The following is a 21482-nucleotide window of genomic DNA, read 5'->3' on the forward strand; positions in this document are numbered from 1 at the left end:
TACGCGTCCTGCGTTAGCCAGTGCTGTTTTCGTCTTTCCTTGTTCGTCCCAGCAGGCTCAATGCTGCATCTCTCGCCGGTTTTTCGCAATACAGCACCTGATAAATCTGCTCGGTAATCGGCATTTCAACACCCAGCCTTGCAGCCAACGCTTTGACTTCTTTAGTGTTTCTGTAGCCTTCTACAACTTGTCCGATAATGCGTTGCGCGCTATCGACATCCTCGCCCTGGCCCAGCATCATGCCAAAACGACGGTTGCGCGACTGATTATCGGTGCAGGTCAGCACCAGATCGCCCAGCCCTGCCATGCCCATAAAGGTCGTAGGATCGGCACCTAACGCGGCACCCAGACGGCTCATTTCAGCCAGCCCACGGGTAATCAGTGCGGTGCGCGCATTCGCGCCAAAACCTATCCCGTCGGACATACCAGCGCCGATGGCAATGACGTTTTTTACCGCACCGCCCAGCTGCACGCCGATGAAGTCAGGATTATTGTAGACGCGGAAACTCTTCCCGCAGTGCAGCTTCTGTTGCAGGTCATCAGCAAACTGCGCATCCGTTGCTGCCAGCGCAATCGCCGTTGGTAAGCCTGCAGCCAGCTCTTTAGCAAACGTCGGGCCGGAGATCACGGCCAGCGGGATGGCATCACCTACAATTTCGCGCGCCACATCCTGTAGCAGACGGCCGGTCTCTTTTTCCAGCCCTTTGGTCGCCCAGACGATACGGGAATCCGGCCGCAGATGCGGTTTAATCTGCTGCAGTACATCACCAAATACATGACTCGGCACCACGATCAACAGGTCGCGACTGGCGGCAATGGCCTGGGTCAGATCGGGTTCAGGGGAGAGATTGTCGGGAAACGGGACATCGGGCAAAAAAGTCGTGTTGCAGCGGTCTGTCTGAAGTTGCGCAAGATGCGCCGGATTATGTCCCCACAACAGCACCGGATTGCCGTTACGGGCCAGGGTAATCGCCAAAGCGGTGCCGTAAGATCCGGCACCGATGACGCTAATCGAAGCGTGTGTGGTCATCAGGCATCCTGATGGTGTTCAGCACCTTCTTCACTTTGCTGCTGCTGCAGGTAGTTCATGAACAGCGCATCAAAGTTGACCGGTGCCAGGTTCAGCTGTGGGAAGGTGCCACGTGATACCAGGCTGGTAATGCATTCGCGGGCATAAGGGAACAGGATGTTCGGGCAGTAAGCACCCAGGCAATGAGCCATCTGCGTTCCTTCGATACCGCTGATAGTGAAAATACCCGCCTGCTGTACTTCACACAGGAAAGCGGTCTCTTCGCCTACGTTAGCGGTTACAGTCACACGAAGGACGACTTCGTACACTTCGTCAGCCAGCTGAGAAGATGCAGTGTCCAGATCCAGTTTAACGTCCGGTTCCCACTCTTTCTGGAAGACCTGCGGGGCATTAGGCGCTTCAAAAGAGATATCTTTGGTAAAGACACGCTGAATCTGGAATTGCATTTCGTTCGTGTTATGTTCTGACATGTGACCAAATCCTATGTATGAGAATGTCCGGCGTAAAATTACGCCTGCAGTAAGGGATCTAAACCTTCGCGATTATCAAGTGCGAATAAGTCATCGCAGCCGCCAATGTGCTGCGCATCAATGAAAATCTGAGGCACGGTAGTGCGACCGCTACGCTTAATCATCTCTTCGCGTTTCGCCATGTCACCATCGATGGCGATCTCCTGGAATGCGACGCCTTTTTGCGTCAGCAGCGCCTTTGCCCGATGGCAGTAAGGACAGGTGGCCTTGGTATACATTTCTACATTTGCCATGCTCAGCACCTCTGTAAGGTTATTTACCGCGAACCAGTGGCAGATTCTCGCCGCTCCAGCCGCTGATACCATCTTTCAGCACTGAAACCTGCGTGAAGCCCGCCGCGCTCAGGTGGGCAGCGGGATCGGCTGCGCTCTGTCCGGTTGCACACACAACAATTATGGGCTGTGCTTTATGCTTTTCCAGTTCGCCCAGGTTACCTTTTTTAATCTCAGCTGCAGCGATATTCTGCGCACCTGAAATATGCCCTCTGCGGAAGTCGTCGCGCGAACGCACGTCTACTACTACCGCGTCCTCTTTGTTAATCAGGCGGGTGGCTTCACCCCGGCTAATCGTTTTTACCTTAGAGAACATTCCTTTAACGGTAGTCACAATCACCATAACGAGTAAAACGACCCATGCGAGACTCAGGATGGGGTGATTGCTTGCAAACTGCATAATTTCTTGCATGAGGGGTAACGACTCCAGACCGGGCTAATAAGCTAAAACAAGGGTTCTGAGTATACCTGCGCCACTTCGCATGTACAGATGCTATGCGGCCAGAGTATCGATTTGTGCTCCATTTTCCAAAAAAAGTGGCTGAATAGCAAAAATGGCATAAGGCTTAATCCATGTCATTGTGAAAGCGGACATAACTGGAAAAGCAAATGCCAGTGGGGAGCACTGGTAAGCGACAGTTCATCGTGGAATAATCATTGGCCTATGAAGGGAAAAACAACCGTTTTACACACAAGGACCCGTTCCAGCGGCGATAACCTGCCGTTGTTCAACCAGCTGTCCAGCCTCTCCCTTGGTCTGCTTTGTGCGGGCGCACTGTTATTGCCTGCCGTGGCCTGGAGTGCGGAAGACAGCAAATCTCAGCTGCAATCAATCCAGCAAAACATTGCTGAGAAAGAGAAAAGCGTTAAAGCGCAAAAGGTGCAGCGCAGCAAATTGCTGGACCAGCTTCAGAGCCAGGAAAAAATCATTGCACAGGCGAGCCGCCAGTTACGTGATACCCGCAATAGCCTCTCCGCACTCAATACCGAGATAAAGCAGCTCACTACCTCAATCGCCCGCCTTGAGAAACAGCAAAGTCAGCAGGAAAGTCTGCTTTCAGCACAGCTTGATGCAGCTTTCCGTCAGGGTCAGCATAGCGGCGTTCAGCTTTTACTGGGCGGGGAAGAGAGCCAGCGCAGCGAACGCATTCTGGCTTATTTCGGCTATCTCAACGCTGCCCGGCAGAAAAGTATCGAATCGCTGCAAAAGACGCGGCAGGACCTGGATCAGCAACGCGTGGCGCTGGAGCAGAAGCAACAGCAGCAGAAAACCTTACTTGCGCAGCAGCAGGGTCAGCAGCAGAAGCTGCAGCAGGCGAGCGACGCCCGTAAAAAAACCCTGACGTCGCTGGAAAGCGCGCTTGAGAAAGATCAGGCCGATCTGGTCGAGATGCGGCAAAACGAAAGCCGCCTGCAGGATAAGATTGCCCGGGCGGAACGCGAGGCTCGCGAACGCGCAGCGCGTGAAGCGCGTGAGGCGGAAAAAGTGCGTCAGCGTCAGGCGCAGGCGAAAGCCAAAGGTTCCCGTTATCAGCCGACCCAGAGTGAACGCGAACTGGTGGCCCGTACCGGTGGATTAGGCCGCGCTGGCGGACAGGCGATGTGGCCAGTGCGCGGACGTATCGAACATCGCTTCGGTGAACAGCTACAGGGTGAATTACGCTGGAAAGGTCTGGTGATCGATGCACGCGAAGGCACCGAGGTCAAAGCGATCGCCGACGGTCGTGTGCTGATGGCTGACTGGCTGCAGGGCTATGGCCTGGTCGTGGTGCTGGAGCACGGTAAAGGCGATATGAGTCTGTATGGTTATAACCAGAGTGCGCTGGTGAGCGTGGGCACGCAGGTGAAGGCAGGACAGCCTATTGCCCTGGTTGGCACCAGTGGTGGCCGCGGTACGCCATCGCTCTATTTTGAAATCCGACGTCAGGGACAGGCCGTCAATCCACTGCCGTGGTTAGGAAAATAGGTTTTGCTACAACGTCAAAAAATCTCCGTTCTGTTAAGTGTGCTGCTGTTTAGCTGCGTTGCGCAGGCAGGTAAACTGGCCATTGTCATTGATGATTTTGGCTATCGCCCTGCCGAAGAGAATAAAGTCCTGCAGATGCCGCAGGCCATTTCGGTAGCGGTGTTACCCAACGCACCGCATGCCCATGAGATGGCCACCCGCGCGCATCAGGGCGGGCATGAGGTACTGATCCATCTGCCGATGGCACCGCTGAGTAAACAGCCGCTGGAAAAAGATACGCTGACGCCGGAAATGAGTAGTGACGAGGTGGCGCGTATCATGCGTAATGCGGTGAACAACGTGCCCTATGCGGTGGGTCTGAACAACCACATGGGCAGCAGGATGACGTCAAGCCTGCCTGGTATGCAGAAGGTGATGCAGGCGCTGAGCCACTACAATCTCTACTTTCTCGACAGCATGACCATTGCCAACAGTCAGGCTATACCGGCTGCGCAGGGAACTCAGGTCAGAGTATTAAAACGTCGGGTGTTTCTTGATGACAGCCAGGACAGCAATGCTATCCGCCAGCAGTTCAGCCGGGCGGTGAAGCTGGCCCAGCGCGACGGATATGCGATTGCTATTGGTCATCCCCACCCTGCCACTGTGCGGGTCCTGCAGCAGATGCTGCCCAGCCTGCCGGCTGACATCACGCTGGTTCGCCCCAGCCAGCTGCTGAATGAATCCCTTAACGCGGCGTCAAAGACGCCGCTGGCATCGGCCCGCCCCGTGACGCCACGCTTCCGGCCTGCGGTATTGTGTAAGCCGGGGCAGCCACTGGCACCGGTTCCGGCGACCCGTGCCTTAACGGTGATCGGCGAAAGCGTGAACAACAGCCCGTTATTCAAAACGCTGAAAAATTTGTTCTGAATGTACTATGAATGCTAAGTCTCAGGCTTAGCGTTCATTTATACGCAGAAATTACTATAATCCCGGGTCGGGCGATAACGGGCTGTGCTGGAACAGTGATTGGGATGACGATTAATAAACAAAAAATCCTGCTGCTGGATAACGGCAGAGAGTGGGGCGGCGGCACCAACAGTATGCTGGAGCTGCTGAAACGTATCGATCGTGAAAAGTTTGATATCACCTGCTGTTTTTATCATAACTACAGCCGTGGTAACGACGAAACCATCGAGTCTGCGCTTAATGCCCTGGCTATTCCGGTGTTTTTCATTCCGCAAATCAGACAGCCCCGCTGGGCAAAACTTGTTAAAGAAGTCGCACGCGCTCTGCTGTTTTTCAATAAAAAATTTAAAAAGCGCGCCATTGATGAAATCGATACGCGCTGGCGGATTATCCCCAATGCCAGCAAAATCCATTCATTGTTGCAGCTGGGAACGTTTGACACGCTCTATATGAATAATCAGCCCAGCACCAATGTAGAGGGGTATCTGGCGGCGCGCAGTCTGGACGTCGCGGTAGTGCAGCACTGCCGTATCGACCCAGTACTGGAGCCACGACTGGTCAGCATGGTGAATCAGCGCTGTCAGGCGGTGATCGCCGTTTCTCAGGGCGTCAGTAAGACGCTTCGCAGCCACGGTGTTGATGCGGAACGCTGTTTTACCGTCAGCAACGCTATCGATATCCACCAGCCGCTACCTGATCGTTCTGAGGTACGCCAGCGCTTAAAACTGTCACCGTCAACGTTTGTCTTTGGCTCCATCGGCTCTCTGATACTGCGTAAATCTAACCACCACATTCTGCAGGCGCTGGGCCGTTTTAAACGCGCCAATCCTCAGGCAGACTGGAAAATGGTGATTGTCGGCGCGGGTCCGGAACTGCAGCATCTGCTGCAACTGGCGACCGCCGAGAATATTCAGCATCATGTGGTTTTTACGGGTTTTCAGAACAATGCGCTGGATTACCTCACCGCCTTCGATACGTTTATTCTTGCCTCACGCAGTGAGGGATTACCCCGCGTGGTACTGGAAGCGATGCTGGTGAATACCGCCGTTGTCGGCTCACGGGTCGTCGGCACTGCCGAATTGATCAGTCATGACGAAACCGGGTTGCTGTTTGACTATGGCAACGTGGTGCAGCTGACCCAGCAGCTTACCGCGCTGTGGCAGGATGCGGATTTGCGTCAACGCCTGATCAATGCGGCAGCAAAACGCATCCGTGAACAGTACGCCATTGAAACCTATATCAGCGGTGTCGAGAATATCTTACAGAGCGTCACCAGAAAGAAACCTCATGCTTAATTTTTTAAATCCCCGTTATCGCCATATCAGAGCGCGCCATAACCTGTCCTATTCAAATCAGGAAGTGCAGGGTACGGTGCCGGTCACCTCTGTCGTCATCCCCTGTACCGGCGCGGACTATATCGAAGAAGCGCTGCTCAGCGCCGATTTTGCAGTGCGCTTTGCGACCCAGGCCAACGAGATTGTGATTGTCAGCGATCAGCCCGCTCACGCATTTGGCAGCCTGCCGGCGAAAACCCGTGTGGTAACGCTGGATGTTCCGCACCGGGAAGCGTCCTATCGCTACAAACAGATCTACCGCAGCCGGTTAATCAAGCTGCAGGCTCCTCTGCAGGCAGAGGGTGACGGCATTCTGATGATCGATTCTGACCTTAATCTGCTTAAGATGCCGGAGATCATGATGAAGCCGGGCCATCTCTACTCCAGTTTCCGTCAGGGAAAAATGATTGCCAAACTGGCGGAGGCACCGGCAGAGGCGATCCCCGCCTACTATCCGCACAGCATCCGGCCTTATCTGGTGGATCACGTTAACGGGGCTTACCTGGCGGCCACCCGCGACGTCTGGCAGCGCATTTCACCGCTGTGGCTGACGCTGTTTAATGACACCTGGAATCTGATGAACGACAGCCAGCCACCCACTGACCAGCTGCCGCTCGCGGTGCTGCTGGACATGCTGGATATCAAAACCGTTAATCTGGGCGAATGGGCTAACTGGCCGGTCTCGAAAAAAATTGGCGGCCAGTCGGCGGTGATCCCGCTTGACGTGGTGGGCGCGCATGGCGGCTTCCCGCTGTCGGAGTGGCAGAAATACCTTGCCGACCCGCGACAGCCGCTGAACTTCAAAGGTCAGGACTACACACGCAAAGTGCGTTACCTGACCGACGAAGAGAAGAAGCAGCGCTGAGCAGGCGGCCGCCCCGGCGGCCGCTGCGTTAGTCCCAGTTCAGTATCACTTTTCCCGAACGCCCTGAACGCATCTCGTCAAAACCCTGCTGGAAATCATCAATCCCGAAACGATGGGTAATGATCGGGGTTAAATCGAGGCCGGACTGAATCAGCGCCGCCATTTTGTACCAGGTTTCAAACATCTCCCGGCCATAAATCCCTTTGATAAAGAGTCCCTTGAAGATTACCTGATTCCAGTCGATCGCCATTTCACCCGGCGGGATGCCAAGCAGGGCAATCCGTCCACCGTGATTCATCACCTCCAGCAGCGCACGGAAAGCAGGCGGCGCGCCGGACATCTCCAGCCCGACATCAAACCCTTCGGTCATGCCCAGCGCGTGCATCACATCATGCAGATCTTCATGCGCCACATTGACCGCGCGGGTGACCCCCATTTTTCTCGCCAGCTCCAGACGGTATTCGTTGATATCCGTGATCACCACGTTGCGTGCGCCGACGTGGCGACAGATGGCGGCGGCCATGATCCCGATTGGCCCTGCACCGGAGATCAGCACATCCTCACCGACCAGATCGAAGGAAAGAGCCGTATGCACCGCGTTGCCGAACGGATCGAAAATGGCCGCCAGCTCGTCGGAAATGTTGTCGGGAATTTTAAATGCGTTAAACGCCGGGATAACCAGATATTCCGCGAAGCAGCCCTGGCGATTTACGCCGACCCCGACACTGTTACGGCACAGATGCGTGCGTCCGGCACGGCAGTTGCGGCAATGTCCGCAGGTGATGTGTCCCTCGCCCGACACCCGATCACCCACAGTGAAGCCGTTTACCTCCTGCCCGACAGCGACCACCTCACCGACATATTCATGACCCACAATCATGGGCACCGGAATGGTTTTACGCGACCAGTCATCCCAGTTATAGATGTGTACGTCGGTTCCGCATATAGCGGTCTTACGGATCCTGATCAGCAGATCGTTGTGCCCTGGCTCAGGCACCGGCGCATCGTTCACCATCCAGATGCCCGCTTCCTTCTTCAGTTTGGCGAGTGCTTTCATAACCGACTCCTCAGGCAATGACGCCCAGTTGTTTGCCGATGCGGGTAAAGGCCGCGACCGCACGTTCCAGCTGCTGCTGAGTGTGCGCCGCCGAGATTTGGGTGCGAATGCGTGCCTGACCTTTCGGCACCACCGGATAGAAGAACCCGGTCACGTAGATCCCCTCCTGTTGCAGCAGGCGGGCAAATTCCTGAGCGACTTGCGCCTCTCCCAGCATCACCGGGATAATCGCGTGATCGGCGCCAGCCAGGGTAAAGCCTGCCGCCGTCATCTGCTCGCGAAAGAAGCGTGCATTATCCCACAGGCGCTGACGCAGCCCGTCGCCTTCGCTGAGCAGATCCAGCACCCGCAGCGAGGCGGCAACGATGGCAGGTGCCAGCGAATTGGAGAACAGATAGGGACGGGAGCGCTGGCGCAGCCACTCCACCACTTCGGCTTTCGCGGCCGTATAACCGCCGGACGCGCCACCCAGCGCCTTGCCCAGCGTTCCGGTAATGATGTCGACCCGGCCCATGACATCGCAATATTCATGGGTGCCGCGTCCGCTACTCCCGACAAAGCCCACCGCATGAGAGTCATCGACCATGACCAACGCAGAAAACTCATCAGCCAGATCGCAGATGGCGGGCAGATTAGCGATCACGCCATCCATGGAGAAGACGCCATCAGTAGCAATCAGAATATGGCGTGCGCCGTTGTCGCGCGCCGTCTGCAGCGCCGCCCGCAGCCCGGTCATATCGTTATTGGCGTAGCGGTAGCGCTGCGCTTTGCACAGCCGGACGCCATCGATGATAGAAGCGTGATTGAGCGCATCAGAGATCACCGCATCCTGCGCATCCAGCAGCGTTTCAAACAGCCCGCCATTGGCGTCGAAACAGGAGGAGTAGAGAATCGCATCCTCCATGCCGAGAAATTCAGCCAGCCGCTTCTCCAGCTGCTTATGACTGTCCTGCGTGCCGCAGATAAAGCGCACCGACGCCATGCCAAAACCGTGCGAATCCATCCCCTCTTTCGCCGCCTGAATCAGCGCCGGATGGTTTGCCAGCCCTAAATAGTTATTGGCGCAGAAGTTAATCACTGCCGGGTCGTCGCCCACCGCGATCGCCGTCTGCTGGGCAGAGGTGATGATCCGCTCCTGCTTAAACAATCCTTCCTGACGTGCATCATCAAGCTGCTGACGAAGTTGTTGATAAAATTGCGCAGACATCATTGCTCTCCTGAGATGGCAAAAATCTGGCATATCTTACTGAACAGACTGCATCTTCACGACAAATCGCCCAACAGAATGTCATTTTTGCAGCATAGTTCACGCCGCGAGGAGAGATATACAAAGCGTTACAGAGTCATCTGGCTGCCTGCACCCGGATGAAATGTTATGATGTGAGGTATTCGTGCGTGAAACCTCCTGTTTCACCCTACAACATTGAAGGTAACAACATGATTATCGTAACTGGCGGCGCGGGCATGATTGGCAGCAACATCGTCAAAGCGCTGAACAAACGCGGTCACACCGACATTCTGGTCGTGGATAATCTGAAGGATGGCACCAAGTTTGCCAATTTAGTCGACCTTGATATCGTCGATTACATGGATAAAGAAGAGTTTCTGATTAGCGTGATGGCGGGCGACGATTTAGGCCCGATCGAAGCAGTGTTCCACGAAGGCGCCTGCTCCGCCACCACCGAGTGGGATGGCAAGTACATGATGGAAAACAACTATCAGTACTCCAAAGAGCTGCTGCACTTCTGCCTTGAGCGCGAGATCCCTTTCCTCTACGCCTCTTCTGCGGCGACCTACGGTGGACGCAACGACCATTTCATCGAAGCGCGTCAGTATGAGCAGCCGCTGAATGTTTACGGCTACTCCAAAATGCTGTTCGACCACTATGTCCGTCAGATGCTGCCGGAAGCGAACTCGCCGGTATGCGGCTTCCGCTATTTCAACGTCTATGGCCCACGCGAAGGCCATAAAGGCAGCATGGCCAGCGTGGCTTTCCATCTGAACACGCAGATCAGCAGCGGTGAAAACCCAAAACTGTTCGAAGGCAGCGAGGGCTTTAAGCGCGACTTTATCCACGTCGACGATGTGGCCGAAGTGAATCTGTGGTGCTGGGAAAATAACATCTCCGGTATCTATAACTGTGGTACAGGCCGCGCTGAGTCCTTCCAGGAAGTGGCTGACGCGGTGCTGAATTTCCATCAGAAAGGTCAGATTGAGTACATCCCGTTCCCGGAAAAACTCAAAGGCCGTTATCAGGCCTATACCCAGGCCGATCTCACGAAATTGCGTGCTGCCGGCTATGACAAACCCTTTAAAACGGTGGCGCAGGGCGTCGCTGAATATATGGTCTGGCTGAACCGCAACGCATAAAGGAAGCTGCTCCGGCGATGAAAATTCTGGTAATCGGCCCGTCGTGGGTCGGCGATATGATGATGTCGCAAAGTCTCTATCGCACCCTCAAAGCCGAACATCCCGATGCGGTGATCGATGTGATGGCACCGGCCTGGTGCCGTCCGCTACTGTCACGCATGCCGGAGGTCAATCAGGCGCTGGCCATGCCACTCGGTCATGGCGCGCTGGAAATTGGCGAGCGTCGCCGGCTGGGAAAAATGCTGCGCGCCAGCCATTACGACCGGGCCTATGTGCTGCCTAACTCCTTCAAATCGGCGCTGGTGCCCTTTTTTGCCGGCATCAGACGCCGTGTCGGCTGGCGTGGTGAGATGCGCTACGGCCTGCTGAACGATGTGCGGGTGCTTGACAAGGCGGCTTTTCCGCTGATGGTTGAGCGCTATGTTGCGCTGGGCTACGACACACCTGTTGCCTCGGCGGCGCAACTGCCACAGCCGCTGCTGTGGCCAAAACTGCAGGTCGGTGAGCAGGAGATGCGTGAAACGGCCGCGCAGTTCCGGCTCGCCGCGACCCGCCCGATCATCGGCTTTTGCCCGGGAGCTGAATTTGGCCCGGCCAAACGCTGGCCGCACTATCACTACGCTGCGCTGGCCCGTCAGCTGATTGCGGAAAGCTTCCAGATTGTGCTGTTTGGCTCAGGCAAAGATCGCCCGACCGGCGAAGAGATTATCGCGGCGCTGCCTGAAGAGGCACGCAGCCACTGTCGTAATCTGGCGGGTGAAACCCAGCTGGAGCAGGCGGTCATTCTGCTGGCGTGCTGTCGCGCCGTGGTCAGTAATGACTCCGGCCTGATGCACATTGCCGCCGCGCTGGATCGCCCACTGGTGGCGCTCTATGGCCCCAGTAGCCCTGACTTTACGCCGCCGCTGGCGCGTCGGGCGCGCATTATCCGCCTGATCACCGGCTACCACAAAGTGCGTAAAGGCGATGCCGAACAGGGTTATCATCAGAGCCTGATCGACATCCAGCCAGAGCGCGTCCACCAGACACTAAGCGAGCTGCTCGCGCCTCAGGAGGTGCCATGCACGTCCTGATCGTAAAAACGTCGTCCATGGGCGATGTGCTGCACTCTCTCCCGGCGCTGACCGATGCGATGCATGCCCTTCCCGGCATCCGCTTAGACTGGGTGGTGGAAGAGAATTTTGCCCAGATCCCTGGCTGGCATCCCGCCGTCGACAGGGTACTGCCGGTCGCCATCCGGCGCTGGCGCAAACACTGGTTTGGCAGCCAGCAGCGTGAAGAGCGCGTGCTGTTTAAGCGTGCGTTACAGTCACGGCAGTACGATATCGTGATCGATGCGCAGGGGCTGATTAAAAGCGCCGCGCTGGTGACCCGCTTATCCAGAGGGGTAAAGCATGGCCAGGACAGCCGCAGCGCGCGTGAGCCCTTTGCCAGCTGGTGGTATGACGTCCGCCATGAGGTGAGCAAGCGGCAGCACGCGGTAGAGCGGACGCGCGAACTCTTCGCCAAAAGCCTTGGCTATGAAAAGCCGCAGCAGCAGGGCGACTATGCGATCGCCGGGCACTTCCTGCATGATCTGCCCGCCGATGCGCACCATTACCTGGTCTTTTTGCATGCCACGACGCGGGATAATAAGCACTGGCCGGAATCACACTGGCGACAGCTGATTGCCCTGATGCAGCCCAGCGGGCTGCGGGTGAAGCTGCCCTGGGGGGCCGAGCATGAGCATCAGCGTGCGCTGCGCCTGGCGGACGGATTTGCGCATGTCGATGTGTTGCCAAAACTGACGCTGGAGGCAGTTGCCCGGCAGCTGGCAGGCGCCCGGGCGGTGGTCTCTGTCGATACCGGCCTGAGCCATCTGACCGCGGCGCTGGATCGCCCCAACCTCACGCTATATGGCCCGACCGACCCCGGACTGATTGGCGGTTACGGGCAGAATCAGCAGGCTCTGAGCGCCCCGAACCATAATCTGGCAGAGCTGATGGCCGACACGGTCGCAGAGAGACTGCAGGCCGTTATCACGGAAAACATGCCATGAACTATGTGCTGATCTATCTGTTACTGGTACCTTTTCGGGCGCTGATGCGGCTGTTTTATCGCCCGACCGGACGCAGCTTAATTATCCAGACGGCGAAGATTGGGGACTTTATTAATATCACCCCGATGCTGCGCGCGCTGGGTCAGTCTGAGCTGCTGATCAGCAAAGCGGTGGAGCCGCTGGTGCGTCATGACGACACGGTCAGCCGCTATTTTCTGATGGAGGAGGCGAAGCGCAGCTTTTTTGCCAAACTGAAGCTGGCGTTCACCCTGATGAACCGCTATGACAACGTTTATCTGGTGCAGCCAAACAGCGTGAACCTGTTTTTTGCCGCGTTATGTAATGCGCCCAACCGGCAGTTTCTGCGTACCTATGTGCGCAAATCCTACCATTCGACTTTCTATCGCCGGGCCAGCGGCATTGTCGAACACACGAAAACAGATTTAACACTCGACAGTTACCTGAAGCTTATCAACCGCGACTATCGCCATACCGATTTTCCCAAGCATGCGACCTCGCCGCTCTGGCAGCCGCCTGCACCGCCCACCGTATTACTGAACCCACGCAGCGGCATTAAAATCGGCATCAGCATTTCTGCCGGTAACCGGGCTAAAACCATTCCGGCTGCCGTCTGGCAGCAGCTGATGGATTCGCTGTCTGATCTGCCCTGCACCTTTTATGTCTTTGGCCCGCCTGCTGAGCAGCCGTGGCTGGATGAATTACTGAACCTGACCGGGCCGAGAGAAAATATTGTCAGCCTGATTGGAGAGCTCAGGCTGGAAGCGGTGCCGTGGGCTATCGCACAGATGGATTTCTATATCTCCTCGGACTCTGGCAATGCGTATATTGCCGATGCGCAGCAGGTTCCGGTGATCATGCTTTACGGTCCGTGTGAAATCAGAGAACAGCGTCCGGTTAACAATGTGTTGTTCATCGGACCCGATAATATTGCAGCCTCGACGTTCGTTTTTGCCACGCGTTTTAAGTTTGATCAGCCGGCTGAAAAATTATTCGGGCTGGATGGCGAGAAACTGACTAGAATACAAACGTTTATTACTCATAATCTGGAATAGTGAAGCGTAATGGCCATTACCCCTCTTGCTGATGCCGTTCAGCAAAGTCAGCTGCTGGTGAACACGCTTGCTGACATGGATGATAATCCGGTTCATGTTGCGTTTGGCATCAACCATGCTTACGCGCGTGGTCTGGGCATTACGCTGTTTTCACTTCTTTGCCATCATCCCGATACCGCTTTCCACGCCCACGTTTTTTCCGATTCGCTGCGCGAAGAGGATGTGGAAAAGCTGCGCGAGCTGGCGAGCGGTCATCGCCTGGCGATTACGCTGCATATCTTCAATAGCGCATGGGTTGATCAACTGCCTGCGGTGGGACGCTATCCCAAAAGCATTCACTACCGCTTCCTGATTCCGGAAACCGTGGCGCGCTACAGCGATCGGGTGATTTATATTGATGCCGACACGCTGGTTGTCGGGGATTATTCGCCGCTGTTTACGCTGGATATCACCGACTACACGCTGGCGGCCTGCAATGACACGCCGCGGGCGCGGCAGAACCAGTGCGCACGGCTGGGGCTGACGCATCATCACTATTTCAACTCCGGCTTTATGCTGATTAATATTCCACGCTGGCTCGACAGGCAGACCACCACGCGCATTACTGACGTGCTGGTGACGCGGGGAGCCGGATTTGGTTTCCCCGACCAGGATGCGCTGAATATCGTGCTGGAGGAAGAGACGCTGATCCTGCCCGATCGCTATAACCATATCTATGACATCATTGCCAACAAAGTCTGGGACCACTCCGGCGTACCCGACGACACCGTGATGATTCATTACACCGGCAAATGCAAACCCTGGCATGCCTGGGGGGCAGCGATCTTTCCCGGCTCTACTTCAGTTACTACCAGCGTTCGCCGTGGGCCACAGAGCCGCTTGATGCCCCCCGGCATTACAAAGAGATAAAACGATTTGCCCGCATAAAGTGGCATCAGAGACAGTATGCCGAAAGCATGAGCTGGATGATGAAATATGTCAGGCTTAAGTTTTTTAATCCGCGTCAGCCATAACGCCTGCAACGCCGGGACAGGCAGGCTGCTGGCGTAATGCGCGGCCGGCCTGCGCCATCCGACTGCGTAAAAAAAACGCATGTAACACACGCTGAAGGCCGTGCGTGGCTTTTTAATAAAGCAGGCAGGCCAGCCCGTTCTATAATCGCGACATTCCTGTTTTCATTCTGCTGATCTGGACATGATTTATGACGAGGCAACGCCCTTTCGCAGTGAATACCACGCAGGCGCAGAGAGTGTCATGAGTACATCTCCTCTGCTGAGTATCATTACTCCGATGTATAACGCGGGCAGCATGTTTGATGAGTTCATGCAGTCACTGCTGGCGCAGACGCTGAATTCGCTGGAAATTATTATCGTCGACGATGGTTCCACCGACGGCTCAGGCGAACGCGCCGACCACTATGCACAGCAGCACGCTCACATTCGTGTCATTCATCAGGAAAACGGTGGCGTGTCGCGGGCGCGCAATGCCGGACTGGCGATTGCGCGCGGAAAATATGTCACTTTCCCGGACGCCGATGATACCCAGCAGCCAGAGATGTATCAGACGCTGGTGTCGATGGCCGAGGCGGACAATCTGGATGCGGCGCAGTGCAACGCCGAGTGGTTTTTCAAACACAGCCAGCGGGTAAAACCCCTGATTCCGCTGGACCGCCTGCGCAGCACACCGGTGCTGAGCGGTCCCGACTGGCTCAATACCGCACTGAAAACCCATCGCTATATGCATGTGGTCTGGCTGGGCATCTATCGCCGGGCGCTGATTGAGCAGCATCAGTTGCAGTTTGAGCCCGGCCTGCATCATCAGGATATTCCCTGGACCACCGAATTTATGCTGCTGGCCAATCGCGTGCGTTATACCGACGCAGTGCTCTATCGCTACTACATGCATGATGCCTCGATCAGCAACCGCAAACGGACAGGCGCGCGCAACGTGGAATATCAGCGTCACTACCTGAAAATCGCCCGGCTGCTGGAAGAGCTCAATACCCGCTATCGCGACCGCGTGAGGATCTACCCGTCATTTCACTATCAGGTGACCCATGAGGCACTCAGCGTGTGTCACAGTGTGAGACGGGAGCCTGACGAACAGGCCCGCCAGGCCATCATCGCGGATCTTTTCACCAGTAAGACGCATCTGCGCATGCTGCGTAATGCCCGGGGCATCAAACAGTGGTATCAGTTACTGTTGTGGCTGGGCAGGCTCTATCGCTGGCGGATTAAATAACCGCTGAGGCTGGCTTTATCCTAAAAAGCGTTTGCCCTACAATCGGTTCACTGAATTCTGAGAACTCTTGTTTATGGCCAGCCTGACTCCAGCAAACATCTCGCCAAAAAATATCTTACTGATTAAGCTGCGCCATCATGGTGACATGCTGCTCACCACGCCAGCTATCAATGCGCTGCGGGCGCGGTATCCGCAGGCCAGTATCGACGTGCTGCTCTATCAGGAAACGCGTCCGATGCTGGAAGCCCATCCGGCTATCCGCCATCTGCACGTTATCGATCGTAAATGGAAGCAGGAAGGCACCTGGCGCAAGCTGGGCCATGAGCGAGATCTGATCCGCGCCATCCGTGATGCGCGGTATGACCTGGTGATCAATCTGGCCGACCAGTGGCGCGCGGCGCTGATTACCCGCTTCTCCGGGGCGCCCGTTCGCATCGGGTTCGCCTTTAAAAAACGGGATAATGCCCTGTGGCGATGGTGTCATAACCGCCTGGTTCCCACGCATAATCACGGCAAGCTGCACACCGTTGAGCAGAATATGTCGGCGCTGGCGCCACTGGGCATCAGCAGCGACGGCGCGCGCGTGTCGATGCATTACAGCGATGCAGACCGGCAGATCGTGCAGGCCCGTCTGGCGGAGCACCGGGTAACCGGCCCCTGTATTGTGGTGCAGCCGACCTCTCGCTGGGGCTTTAAATGCTGGGAAGAGGAGAAAGTGGCCGCCACAATCGAACAACTGGCCCAGCCAGGCCTGAAGGTCGTACTGACCGCCGGACCGGATAAGCAGGAGCTGGCCATGATTAACCGCATCCGGGCGCTCTGTGCGTCGCCGGACGTGGTGTCGCTGGCGGGTCAGTTCACGCTGCCGCAGCTGGCCGCGTTGATAGAGCACGCCCGGCTGTTTATTGGTGTCGATTCCGCCCCGATGCACATGGCCGCTGCGCTGAAAACGCCCTGTATTGCGCTGTTTGGTCCGACCAAACTGCAGCACTGGCGGCCCTGGGGTGACAACAACCACGTCATCTGGGCGGGCGATTATGGCCCGCTGCCCTCCCCCGATTCTATCGACACCCGCACTGACCAGCGCTATCTGTCGGCGATCCCGGTAGAGGATGTGGTCGCGGCCGCGAGGAGTTACCTGAATGAGTAAGTTACGGCTGGCGATCGTCCGGCAGAAATACCGCCCGGATGGCGGCGCCGAGCGGTTTATCTCACGCGCTCTGGAGGCGCTGGGTAGCGAACAGCTCGACCTCAACATCATTACCCGCAGCTGGCAGGGCACGCCAGACCCTGACTGGCATCTGCATATCTGTAATCCGGCAAAGCTGGGCCGTATCTCGCGCGAGCGCGGTTTTGCCCGCGCTGCCCGCGCCTGCTGGGAGCGGGAGCAGTTCGATATTGTGCAGAGCCATGAGCGCATCGCAGGCTGTGACATTTTCCGCGCGGGGGATGGTGTTCATCGCGTCTGGCTGGAACAGCGCGCTCGCATTGTCTCGCCCTGGCAGCGACTGAGTGCAGCCCTCAGTCCTTATCACCGCTACGTTCTGCAGGCGGAAGCGGAAATGTTTAACTCGCCGACGCTGAAAGCGGTGATCTGCAATTCAGAGATGGTAAAGCGCGATATCCTGCGCTGTTTCTCGCTTGATGCCAGCAGAATCCATGTCATTCACAACGCCATTGACGCCAGCCGTTTCAAGCCCGCGACAGACGCGGCGCGTTATGCCATTCGCCAGCAGCTGGCGCTGCCCGCTGACGCCACCGTACTGATTTATGTCGGCTCCGGCTTTGAACGTAAAGGGCTGAAAGCGGCGATCCAGGCGCTGGCCGCCAGCGATCGCTATCTGATCGTGGTGGGTCAGGATAAGCAACTGTCACGCTATCAGCAGCTGGCCAGGCAGCTGAACTGCCTGGAGCGTCTGCGCTTTGTCGGCGTCCAGCAGGATGTGCAGCCGTTTTATCACGCGGCGGATGGCCTGCTGCTGCCCACGCTCTACGATCCCTTCCCGAATGTGGTGCTTGAGGCGATGGCCTGCGGCTTACCGGTGATTACCAGCACTGGCTGCGGTGGCGCAGAATTTATTACTGCAGGTCAGGAGGGCTTCGTCTGTGATGCGCTGGATATCAGCGGGTTAAATCAGGCAGTGAACGCGCTACCGGCACTTTCCCGCGATTCACGCATGGGCGACGCCGCGCGGCGCAAAATTGAACCCTACGGCCCGTCGCGACTGGCGCAGGCGCTGACATCGCTTTATCAGCAGGTACTGAGCAGCAACTGACAATCCGGGATGAGTGCATGCAGGGTTTCTGATAACATGCCGCCATCCGATTTTAATCTTTTTTCAGACGCGAACCTGCTGTAACGGTAACTATGACGACCATTTACACCGCACTGCTCTACTTCATTCAGCCACTGATCTGGCTGCGCCTGTGGTTGCGCGGTCGTAAAGCGCCAGCCTATCGCAAACGCTGGGCAGAACGCTATGGCTATTGTGCCGGCAAAGTCGCACCCGACGGCATCGTACTGCACTCGGTTTCTGTCGGCGAAACCCTGGCCGCGATCCCGCTGGTGCGCGCGCTGCGTCATCGTTATCCGACCCTGCCGATTACCGTCACCACCATGACACCGACCGGCTCGGAACGGGCACAATCCGCGTTTGGCAAAGATGTTCATCATGTCTATCTGCCTTACGATCTGCCGGGATCGATCAATCGTTTTCTGGATACGGTCAACCCCAGGCTGGTGATCATCATGGAAACCGAATTGTGGCCGAACATAATCCGCATTCTGCACCAGCGTAATATTCCGCTGGTGATTGCCAATGCCCGCCTCTCCGCCCGTTCGGCCAAAGGCTATCACAAGCTGGGTAAATTCATGCGCCGTCTGCTGCAGAGCATCACGCTGATTGCCGCGCAGAATGCAGAGGATGGCGACCGCTTCCTGGGGCTGGGGCTGAAACGGTCCCAGCTGGCGATTACCGGCAGCCTTAAGTTTGATATTTCCGTTACGCCAGAACTGGCCGCCCGCGCTGTAACGCTGCGTCGCCAGTGGGCGCCGCGCCGTCCGGTCTGGATTGCCACCAGCACGCACGAAGGCGAAGAGGCTATTGTGCTGGATGCGCATCGCCGCCTGCTGCAGACGTTCCCGGAACTGCTGCTGATTCTGGTCCCCCGTCATCCCGAACGCTTTAACGATGCCCGCGAACTGACGCAGGAACGCGGCTTCAGCTTTATCCTGCGCAGCAGCGGCGAGATCCCGTCAGGCGCAACCCAGGTGGTTATCGGCGACTCGATGGGTGAACTGATGCTGCTCTACGGCATTGCGGATCTGGCTTTTGTCGGCGGCAGCCTGGTGGAACGGGGCGGCCATAACCCGCTGGAACCGGCCGCGCACGCCCTTCCGGTGCTGATGGGCCCGCACACCTGGAACTTCAAAGATATCTGCGGCAAGCTGCAGGAAGGTCAGGGGCTGATTACCGTTACCGACGTGGTGTCACTGGAAAAAGAGGTCACTAATCTGTTGCAGGATGATGACTATCGCCGCTATTACGGACGTCACGCGGTAGAGGTGCTGCATCAGAATCAGGGCGCACTGCAGCGCCTGCTACAGTTACTCGAACCCCATCTGCCACCGCGAGCCCACTAATGTCCGTACGCCAGCGCCTTTCCGTGGTGATGATCACCAAAAACGAAGCCGGACTACTGCCTGAGTGCCTGGCCTCAGTCAGCTGGGCCGATGAAATTATCGTGCTGGACTCCGGCAGTGATGACGACACGGCTGACATCGCGACCCGGGCAGGCGCGCAGGTCTACCGGAATGATGACTGGCAGGGCTACGGCATCCAGCGCCAGCGCGCGCAGCACTATGCCACCGGCGATATGATTCTGATGATCGATGCGGATGAGCGCGTCTCACCGGCACTGCGCGCCGCGATTGAGCAGGTGCTGATTGCGCCACCCAGCCGGACGATTTACAGCCTGGGCCGCAGCAATCTGTTTCTCGGTCGCTTTATGCGGCACAGCGGCTGGTATCCTGATCGCGTGATGCGGCTCTATCCACGTACCTTCCGCTACAATGACAATCTGGTGCATGAATCGTTGCAAAGCGAAGGCGCGCCGGTTGTGGCGTTGCCCGGTGATCTGCAGCATCTGACCTGCCGCGATTTAATCGCTTTCCAGCGCAAGCAGCTGGCCTATGCCGAAGCCTGGGCAACGGAACGCCATCAGCGCGGTAAAAGATGCAGCCTCTTTTCGGTGTTCAGCCATACGCTGGGCGCCTTTGTGAAAACGCTGGTGCTGCGTGCGGGTTTTCTCGATGGAAAGCAGGGCTGGATTCTGGCAGTGGTCAACGCACAGTATACCTTCAATAAATATTCAGCCCTCTGGGCGCTGAATCACGCTTCGGCAAAAGGGCGAGTATGACCACGAAAGCTATCTATCCCGGCACCTTTGATCCCGTTACGCTCGGGCACCTCGATATCGTGACGCGCGCCGCACTGATGTTTGATCAGGTGATCCTGGCCGTTGCTGCCAGTCCCGGTAAAAAACCGATGTTCAGCCTGGATGAGCGCGTGGCGCTGGCCAGCGAGGTCGTGCGCCATCTGCCCAACGTCAACGTCGTCGGCTTCAGCGATCTGATGGCGAATTTTGCCCGTGAGCAGCAGGCGAATGTGCTGGTTCGGGGGCTGCGTGCGGTGTCCGACTTCGAATATGAAATGCAGCTGGCGCAGATGAATCGTCATCTGCTGCCGACGCTGGAGAGTGTTTTCCTGATGCCGTCCGAAGGTTTCTCGTTTGTCTCATCGTCGCTGGTTAAAGAGGTGGCACGTCACGGCGGCGATGTCACCGCCTTCCTGCCCGCCTCCGTCCATCAGGCCTTGCTGGCTAAACTGGCTTAGTGCTGACAGCGGGGGCACCAGTAGGTGCTGCGCTGCCCATGTCTGCCGCTGATAATCGGCGTGCCACAGACGCGGCAGGGTTCACCGGCCCGATCATAGACCTGCAGCTGCTGGGCAAAGTAGCCTGGCTTGCCATCGCTCTGTAAGAAGTCACGCAGCGTGGTGCCGCCCTGTTCGATAGAGCGTAACAGCACCGCTTTAATGGTGCTGACCAGCAGTTCTGCTTCAGCCTGTGACAGGCTGCCGGCGGCACGATCGGGAAGGATCCCGGCGGTAAACAGCGACTCGCTGGCGTAAATGTTGCCCACGCCCACCACCACTTTATTATCCATCAGCCATGGCTTAATCAGCGTTCGCTTGCCGCGTGACTTCTCAAACAGGTAATCCCCGTCAAACTGGCTGCTCAGCGGCTCAGGGCCGAGATGTGCCAGCACGCTGCTGCTCGCCAGATCGCTGCTCCAGAGCCAGGCCCCGAAGCGGCGAGGATCGGTATAGCGCAGCACTTTGCCGTTGCTCATAACCAGATCGACATGGTCATGCTTTGCGGCAGGCAGCTCTTCAGACAGCACGCGCAGGCTGCCCGACATGCCAAGGTGGATGATGATCCAGCCATGTGGCAGCTCCAGCAGCAGATATTTTGCGCGACGCTGCACGCTGAGCACCGGCTGGTCGCTCAGCGCCAGAATTTCCTGCGAAACAGGCCAGCGCAGACGTGAATTACGCACCACGGCGTGAAGGATAGTTTCACCGACCAAATGCGGCTCAATACCGCGACGGCTGGTTTCAACCTCTGGCAACTCTGGCATACCCTCTCCTCAGCGTTTTATGCAAACAAAAAACCCGGCCGGAGCCGGGTTTTTAGCAGA

The 21482-nt window shown here is 56.9% G+C and carries 22 protein-coding genes and 1 pseudogene; 16 read left to right on the forward strand and 7 right to left on the reverse strand.

Features of this window, described 5'->3' with window-relative positions:
• Nucleotides 1–13: 13 nt before the first annotated feature.
• The 4 genes from gpsA to ACLHDD_RS15045 are packed head-to-tail and all read right to left on the reverse strand — an operon-like array spanning nucleotide 14 to nucleotide 2244.
• Complete coding sequence (gene gpsA, locus ACLHDD_RS15030; RefSeq protein WP_427104721.1) at nucleotides 14–1030, reverse strand: NAD(P)H-dependent glycerol-3-phosphate dehydrogenase; 1017 nt, start codon at nucleotides 1028–1030, stop codon at nucleotides 14–16.
• Nucleotides 1030–1500, reverse strand: a complete 471-nt coding sequence (gene secB / locus ACLHDD_RS15035) for a protein-export chaperone SecB (RefSeq protein WP_427104722.1) — start codon at nucleotides 1498–1500, stop codon at nucleotides 1030–1032. The genes gpsA and secB overlap by 1 nt, the downstream gene beginning before the upstream one ends.
• A 38-nt stretch (nucleotides 1501–1538) precedes the next feature.
• Entirely contained in the window at nucleotides 1539–1793 is a 255-nt protein-coding gene (grxC, locus tag ACLHDD_RS15040) for a glutaredoxin 3 (protein WP_313655782.1), read from the reverse strand.
• Nucleotides 1794–1812: 19 nt separating this feature from the next.
• Nucleotides 1813–2244, reverse strand: a complete 432-nt coding sequence (locus tag ACLHDD_RS15045) for a rhodanese-like domain-containing protein (RefSeq protein ID WP_111140716.1) — start codon at nucleotides 2242–2244, stop codon at nucleotides 1813–1815.
• Nucleotides 2245–2496: 252 nt separating this feature from the next.
• Here ACLHDD_RS15045 and envC point away from each other — a divergent pair, with 252 nt between their 5' ends.
• The 4 genes from envC to ACLHDD_RS15065 all read left to right on the forward strand — a co-directional run bounded on the left by envC (nucleotide 2497) and on the right by ACLHDD_RS15065 (nucleotide 6942).
• Nucleotides 2497–3798: a murein hydrolase activator EnvC gene (envC, locus tag ACLHDD_RS15050; protein ID WP_427104723.1), complete on the forward strand. Its 1302-nt coding sequence runs from the start codon at nucleotides 2497–2499 to the stop codon at nucleotides 3796–3798.
• A gap of 3 nt (nucleotides 3799–3801) precedes the next feature.
• Nucleotides 3802–4704, forward strand: a complete 903-nt coding sequence (locus ACLHDD_RS15055; RefSeq protein WP_427104724.1) for a divergent polysaccharide deacetylase family protein — start codon at nucleotides 3802–3804, stop codon at nucleotides 4702–4704.
• A 104-nt stretch (nucleotides 4705–4808) separates the two neighbouring features.
• Nucleotides 4809–6038 carry a glycosyltransferase gene (locus ACLHDD_RS15060; protein ID WP_427104725.1) on the forward strand — a complete coding sequence of 410 codons (1230 nt, stop codon included), beginning with the start codon at nucleotides 4809–4811 and terminating at the stop codon, nucleotides 6036–6038.
• On the forward strand, nucleotides 6031–6942 hold the full coding sequence (locus ACLHDD_RS15065; RefSeq protein WP_427104726.1) for a hypothetical protein: 912 nt from the start codon (nucleotides 6031–6033) through the stop codon (nucleotides 6940–6942). The genes ACLHDD_RS15060 and ACLHDD_RS15065 overlap by 8 nt, the downstream gene beginning before the upstream one ends.
• 28 nt (nucleotides 6943–6970) lie before the next feature.
• On the opposite strand, the gene tdh is transcribed toward ACLHDD_RS15065, so the two are convergent.
• A complete protein-coding gene (gene tdh, locus ACLHDD_RS15070; RefSeq protein ID WP_427104727.1) occupies nucleotides 6971–7999 on the reverse strand; it encodes an L-threonine 3-dehydrogenase in 1029 nt (342 codons plus the stop codon).
• Between the two features lie 10 nt (nucleotides 8000–8009).
• Nucleotides 8010–9206, reverse strand: coding sequence for a glycine C-acetyltransferase (locus ACLHDD_RS15075; RefSeq protein WP_427104728.1), 1197 nt, complete (start codon nucleotides 9204–9206; stop codon nucleotides 8010–8012).
• Between the two features lie 230 nt (nucleotides 9207–9436).
• Here ACLHDD_RS15075 and rfaD point away from each other — a divergent pair, with 230 nt between their 5' ends.
• The 12 genes and pseudogenes from rfaD (at nucleotide 9437) to coaD (ending at nucleotide 20616) form a co-directional block, all read left to right on the forward strand.
• Nucleotides 9437–10369, forward strand: coding sequence for an ADP-glyceromanno-heptose 6-epimerase (gene rfaD / locus ACLHDD_RS15080; protein WP_427104729.1), 933 nt, complete (start codon nucleotides 9437–9439; stop codon nucleotides 10367–10369).
• A 17-nt stretch (nucleotides 10370–10386) separates the two neighbouring features.
• On the forward strand, nucleotides 10387–11442 hold the full coding sequence (gene rfaF / locus ACLHDD_RS15085) for an ADP-heptose--LPS heptosyltransferase RfaF (protein WP_427104730.1): 1056 nt from the start codon (nucleotides 10387–10389) through the stop codon (nucleotides 11440–11442).
• Nucleotides 11430–12407 carry a lipopolysaccharide heptosyltransferase RfaC gene (rfaC, locus tag ACLHDD_RS15090; RefSeq protein ID WP_427104731.1) on the forward strand — a complete coding sequence of 326 codons (978 nt, stop codon included), beginning with the start codon at nucleotides 11430–11432 and terminating at the stop codon, nucleotides 12405–12407. Before rfaF ends, rfaC begins: the two co-directional genes overlap by 13 nt.
• Complete coding sequence (locus ACLHDD_RS15095) at nucleotides 12404–13480, forward strand: glycosyltransferase family 9 protein (RefSeq protein ID WP_427104732.1); 1077 nt, start codon at nucleotides 12404–12406, stop codon at nucleotides 13478–13480. Before rfaC ends, ACLHDD_RS15095 begins: the two co-directional genes overlap by 4 nt.
• 75 nt (nucleotides 13481–13555) lie before the next feature.
• Nucleotides 13556–14233, forward strand: a pseudogene (locus tag ACLHDD_RS15100) (glycosyltransferase family 8 protein); the annotation flags it as partial.
• 38 nt (nucleotides 14234–14271) lie between these two features.
• The gene (locus ACLHDD_RS15105; protein WP_427104733.1) at nucleotides 14272–14493 is read left to right on the forward strand and encodes a glycosyltransferase family 8 C-terminal domain-containing protein; all 222 of its coding nucleotides are present in this window, start codon (nucleotides 14272–14274) and stop codon (nucleotides 14491–14493) included.
• Between the two features lie 241 nt (nucleotides 14494–14734).
• Nucleotides 14735–15721 (forward strand): glycosyltransferase, encoded by a 987-nt coding sequence (locus tag ACLHDD_RS15110; protein WP_427104734.1) that lies wholly within the window; start codon nucleotides 14735–14737, stop codon nucleotides 15719–15721.
• A gap of 73 nt (nucleotides 15722–15794) precedes the next feature.
• Complete coding sequence (gene rfaQ, locus ACLHDD_RS15115) at nucleotides 15795–16871, forward strand: putative lipopolysaccharide heptosyltransferase III (protein WP_427104735.1); 1077 nt, start codon at nucleotides 15795–15797, stop codon at nucleotides 16869–16871.
• On the forward strand, nucleotides 16864–17997 hold the full coding sequence (locus ACLHDD_RS15120) for a glycosyltransferase family 4 protein (protein WP_427104736.1): 1134 nt from the start codon (nucleotides 16864–16866) through the stop codon (nucleotides 17995–17997). The genes rfaQ and ACLHDD_RS15120 overlap by 8 nt, the downstream gene beginning before the upstream one ends.
• 92 nt (nucleotides 17998–18089) lie before the next feature.
• Nucleotides 18090–19364: a lipid IV(A) 3-deoxy-D-manno-octulosonic acid transferase gene (waaA, locus tag ACLHDD_RS15125; protein WP_427104737.1), complete on the forward strand. Its 1275-nt coding sequence runs from the start codon at nucleotides 18090–18092 to the stop codon at nucleotides 19362–19364.
• Complete coding sequence (locus ACLHDD_RS15130; RefSeq protein WP_427104738.1) at nucleotides 19364–20140, forward strand: glycosyltransferase family 2 protein; 777 nt, start codon at nucleotides 19364–19366, stop codon at nucleotides 20138–20140. Before waaA ends, ACLHDD_RS15130 begins: the two co-directional genes overlap by 1 nt.
• Complete coding sequence (coaD, locus tag ACLHDD_RS15135; RefSeq protein WP_111142159.1) at nucleotides 20137–20616, forward strand: pantetheine-phosphate adenylyltransferase; 480 nt, start codon at nucleotides 20137–20139, stop codon at nucleotides 20614–20616. Before ACLHDD_RS15130 ends, coaD begins: the two co-directional genes overlap by 4 nt.
• Here the strand turns inward: coaD and mutM are convergent.
• On the reverse strand, nucleotides 20613–21422 hold the full coding sequence (mutM, locus tag ACLHDD_RS15140; protein ID WP_427104739.1) for a bifunctional DNA-formamidopyrimidine glycosylase/DNA-(apurinic or apyrimidinic site) lyase: 810 nt from the start codon (nucleotides 21420–21422) through the stop codon (nucleotides 20613–20615). The genes coaD and mutM overlap by 4 nt on opposite strands.
• Between the last annotated feature and the right edge of the window lie 60 nt (nucleotides 21423–21482).

This window comes from Pantoea sp. NSTU24, from assembly GCF_050157905.1.
GTDB lineage: Bacteria > Pseudomonadota > Gammaproteobacteria > Enterobacterales > Enterobacteriaceae > Pantoea.

Excerpts from the sequence above, each read along its gene's own strand:
- mutM (WP_427104739.1), bottom strand. The coding sequence starts at position 21,422 with ATGCCAGAGTTGCCAGAGGTTGAAACCAGCCGTCGCGGTATTGAGCCG.
- ACLHDD_RS15075 (WP_427104728.1), bottom strand. The coding sequence starts at position 9,206 with ATGTCTGCGCAATTTTATCAACAACTTCGTCAGCAGCTTGATGATGCA.
- tdh (WP_427104727.1), bottom strand. The coding sequence starts at position 7,999 with ATGAAAGCACTCGCCAAACTGAAGAAGGAAGCGGGCATCTGGATGGTG.
- ACLHDD_RS15095 (WP_427104732.1), top strand. The coding sequence starts at position 12,404 with ATGAACTATGTGCTGATCTATCTGTTACTGGTACCTTTTCGGGCGCTG.
- ACLHDD_RS15065 (WP_427104726.1), top strand. The coding sequence starts at position 6,031 with ATGCTTAATTTTTTAAATCCCCGTTATCGCCATATCAGAGCGCGCCAT.
- ACLHDD_RS15060 (WP_427104725.1), top strand. The coding sequence starts at position 4,809 with ATGACGATTAATAAACAAAAAATCCTGCTGCTGGATAACGGCAGAGAG.
- secB (WP_427104722.1), bottom strand. The coding sequence starts at position 1,500 with ATGTCAGAACATAACACGAACGAAATGCAATTCCAGATTCAGCGTGTC.
- grxC (WP_313655782.1), bottom strand. The coding sequence starts at position 1,793 with ATGGCAAATGTAGAAATGTATACCAAGGCCACCTGTCCTTACTGCCAT.
- envC (WP_427104723.1), top strand. The coding sequence starts at position 2,497 with ATGAAGGGAAAAACAACCGTTTTACACACAAGGACCCGTTCCAGCGGC.
- waaA (WP_427104737.1), top strand. The coding sequence starts at position 18,090 with ATGACGACCATTTACACCGCACTGCTCTACTTCATTCAGCCACTGATC.
- ACLHDD_RS15130 (WP_427104738.1), top strand. The coding sequence starts at position 19,364 with ATGTCCGTACGCCAGCGCCTTTCCGTGGTGATGATCACCAAAAACGAA.
- ACLHDD_RS15105 (WP_427104733.1), top strand. The coding sequence starts at position 14,272 with ATGCAAACCCTGGCATGCCTGGGGGGCAGCGATCTTTCCCGGCTCTAC.
- coaD (WP_111142159.1), top strand. The coding sequence starts at position 20,137 with ATGACCACGAAAGCTATCTATCCCGGCACCTTTGATCCCGTTACGCTC.
- rfaF (WP_427104730.1), top strand. The coding sequence starts at position 10,387 with ATGAAAATTCTGGTAATCGGCCCGTCGTGGGTCGGCGATATGATGATG.
- rfaQ (WP_427104735.1), top strand. The coding sequence starts at position 15,795 with ATGGCCAGCCTGACTCCAGCAAACATCTCGCCAAAAAATATCTTACTG.
- gpsA (WP_427104721.1), bottom strand. The coding sequence starts at position 1,030 with ATGACCACACACGCTTCGATTAGCGTCATCGGTGCCGGATCTTACGGC.
- ACLHDD_RS15045 (WP_111140716.1), bottom strand. The coding sequence starts at position 2,244 with ATGCAAGAAATTATGCAGTTTGCAAGCAATCACCCCATCCTGAGTCTC.
- rfaC (WP_427104731.1), top strand. The coding sequence starts at position 11,430 with ATGCACGTCCTGATCGTAAAAACGTCGTCCATGGGCGATGTGCTGCAC.
- ACLHDD_RS15120 (WP_427104736.1), top strand. The coding sequence starts at position 16,864 with ATGAGTAAGTTACGGCTGGCGATCGTCCGGCAGAAATACCGCCCGGAT.
- ACLHDD_RS15110 (WP_427104734.1), top strand. The coding sequence starts at position 14,735 with ATGAGTACATCTCCTCTGCTGAGTATCATTACTCCGATGTATAACGCG.
- rfaD (WP_427104729.1), top strand. The coding sequence starts at position 9,437 with ATGATTATCGTAACTGGCGGCGCGGGCATGATTGGCAGCAACATCGTC.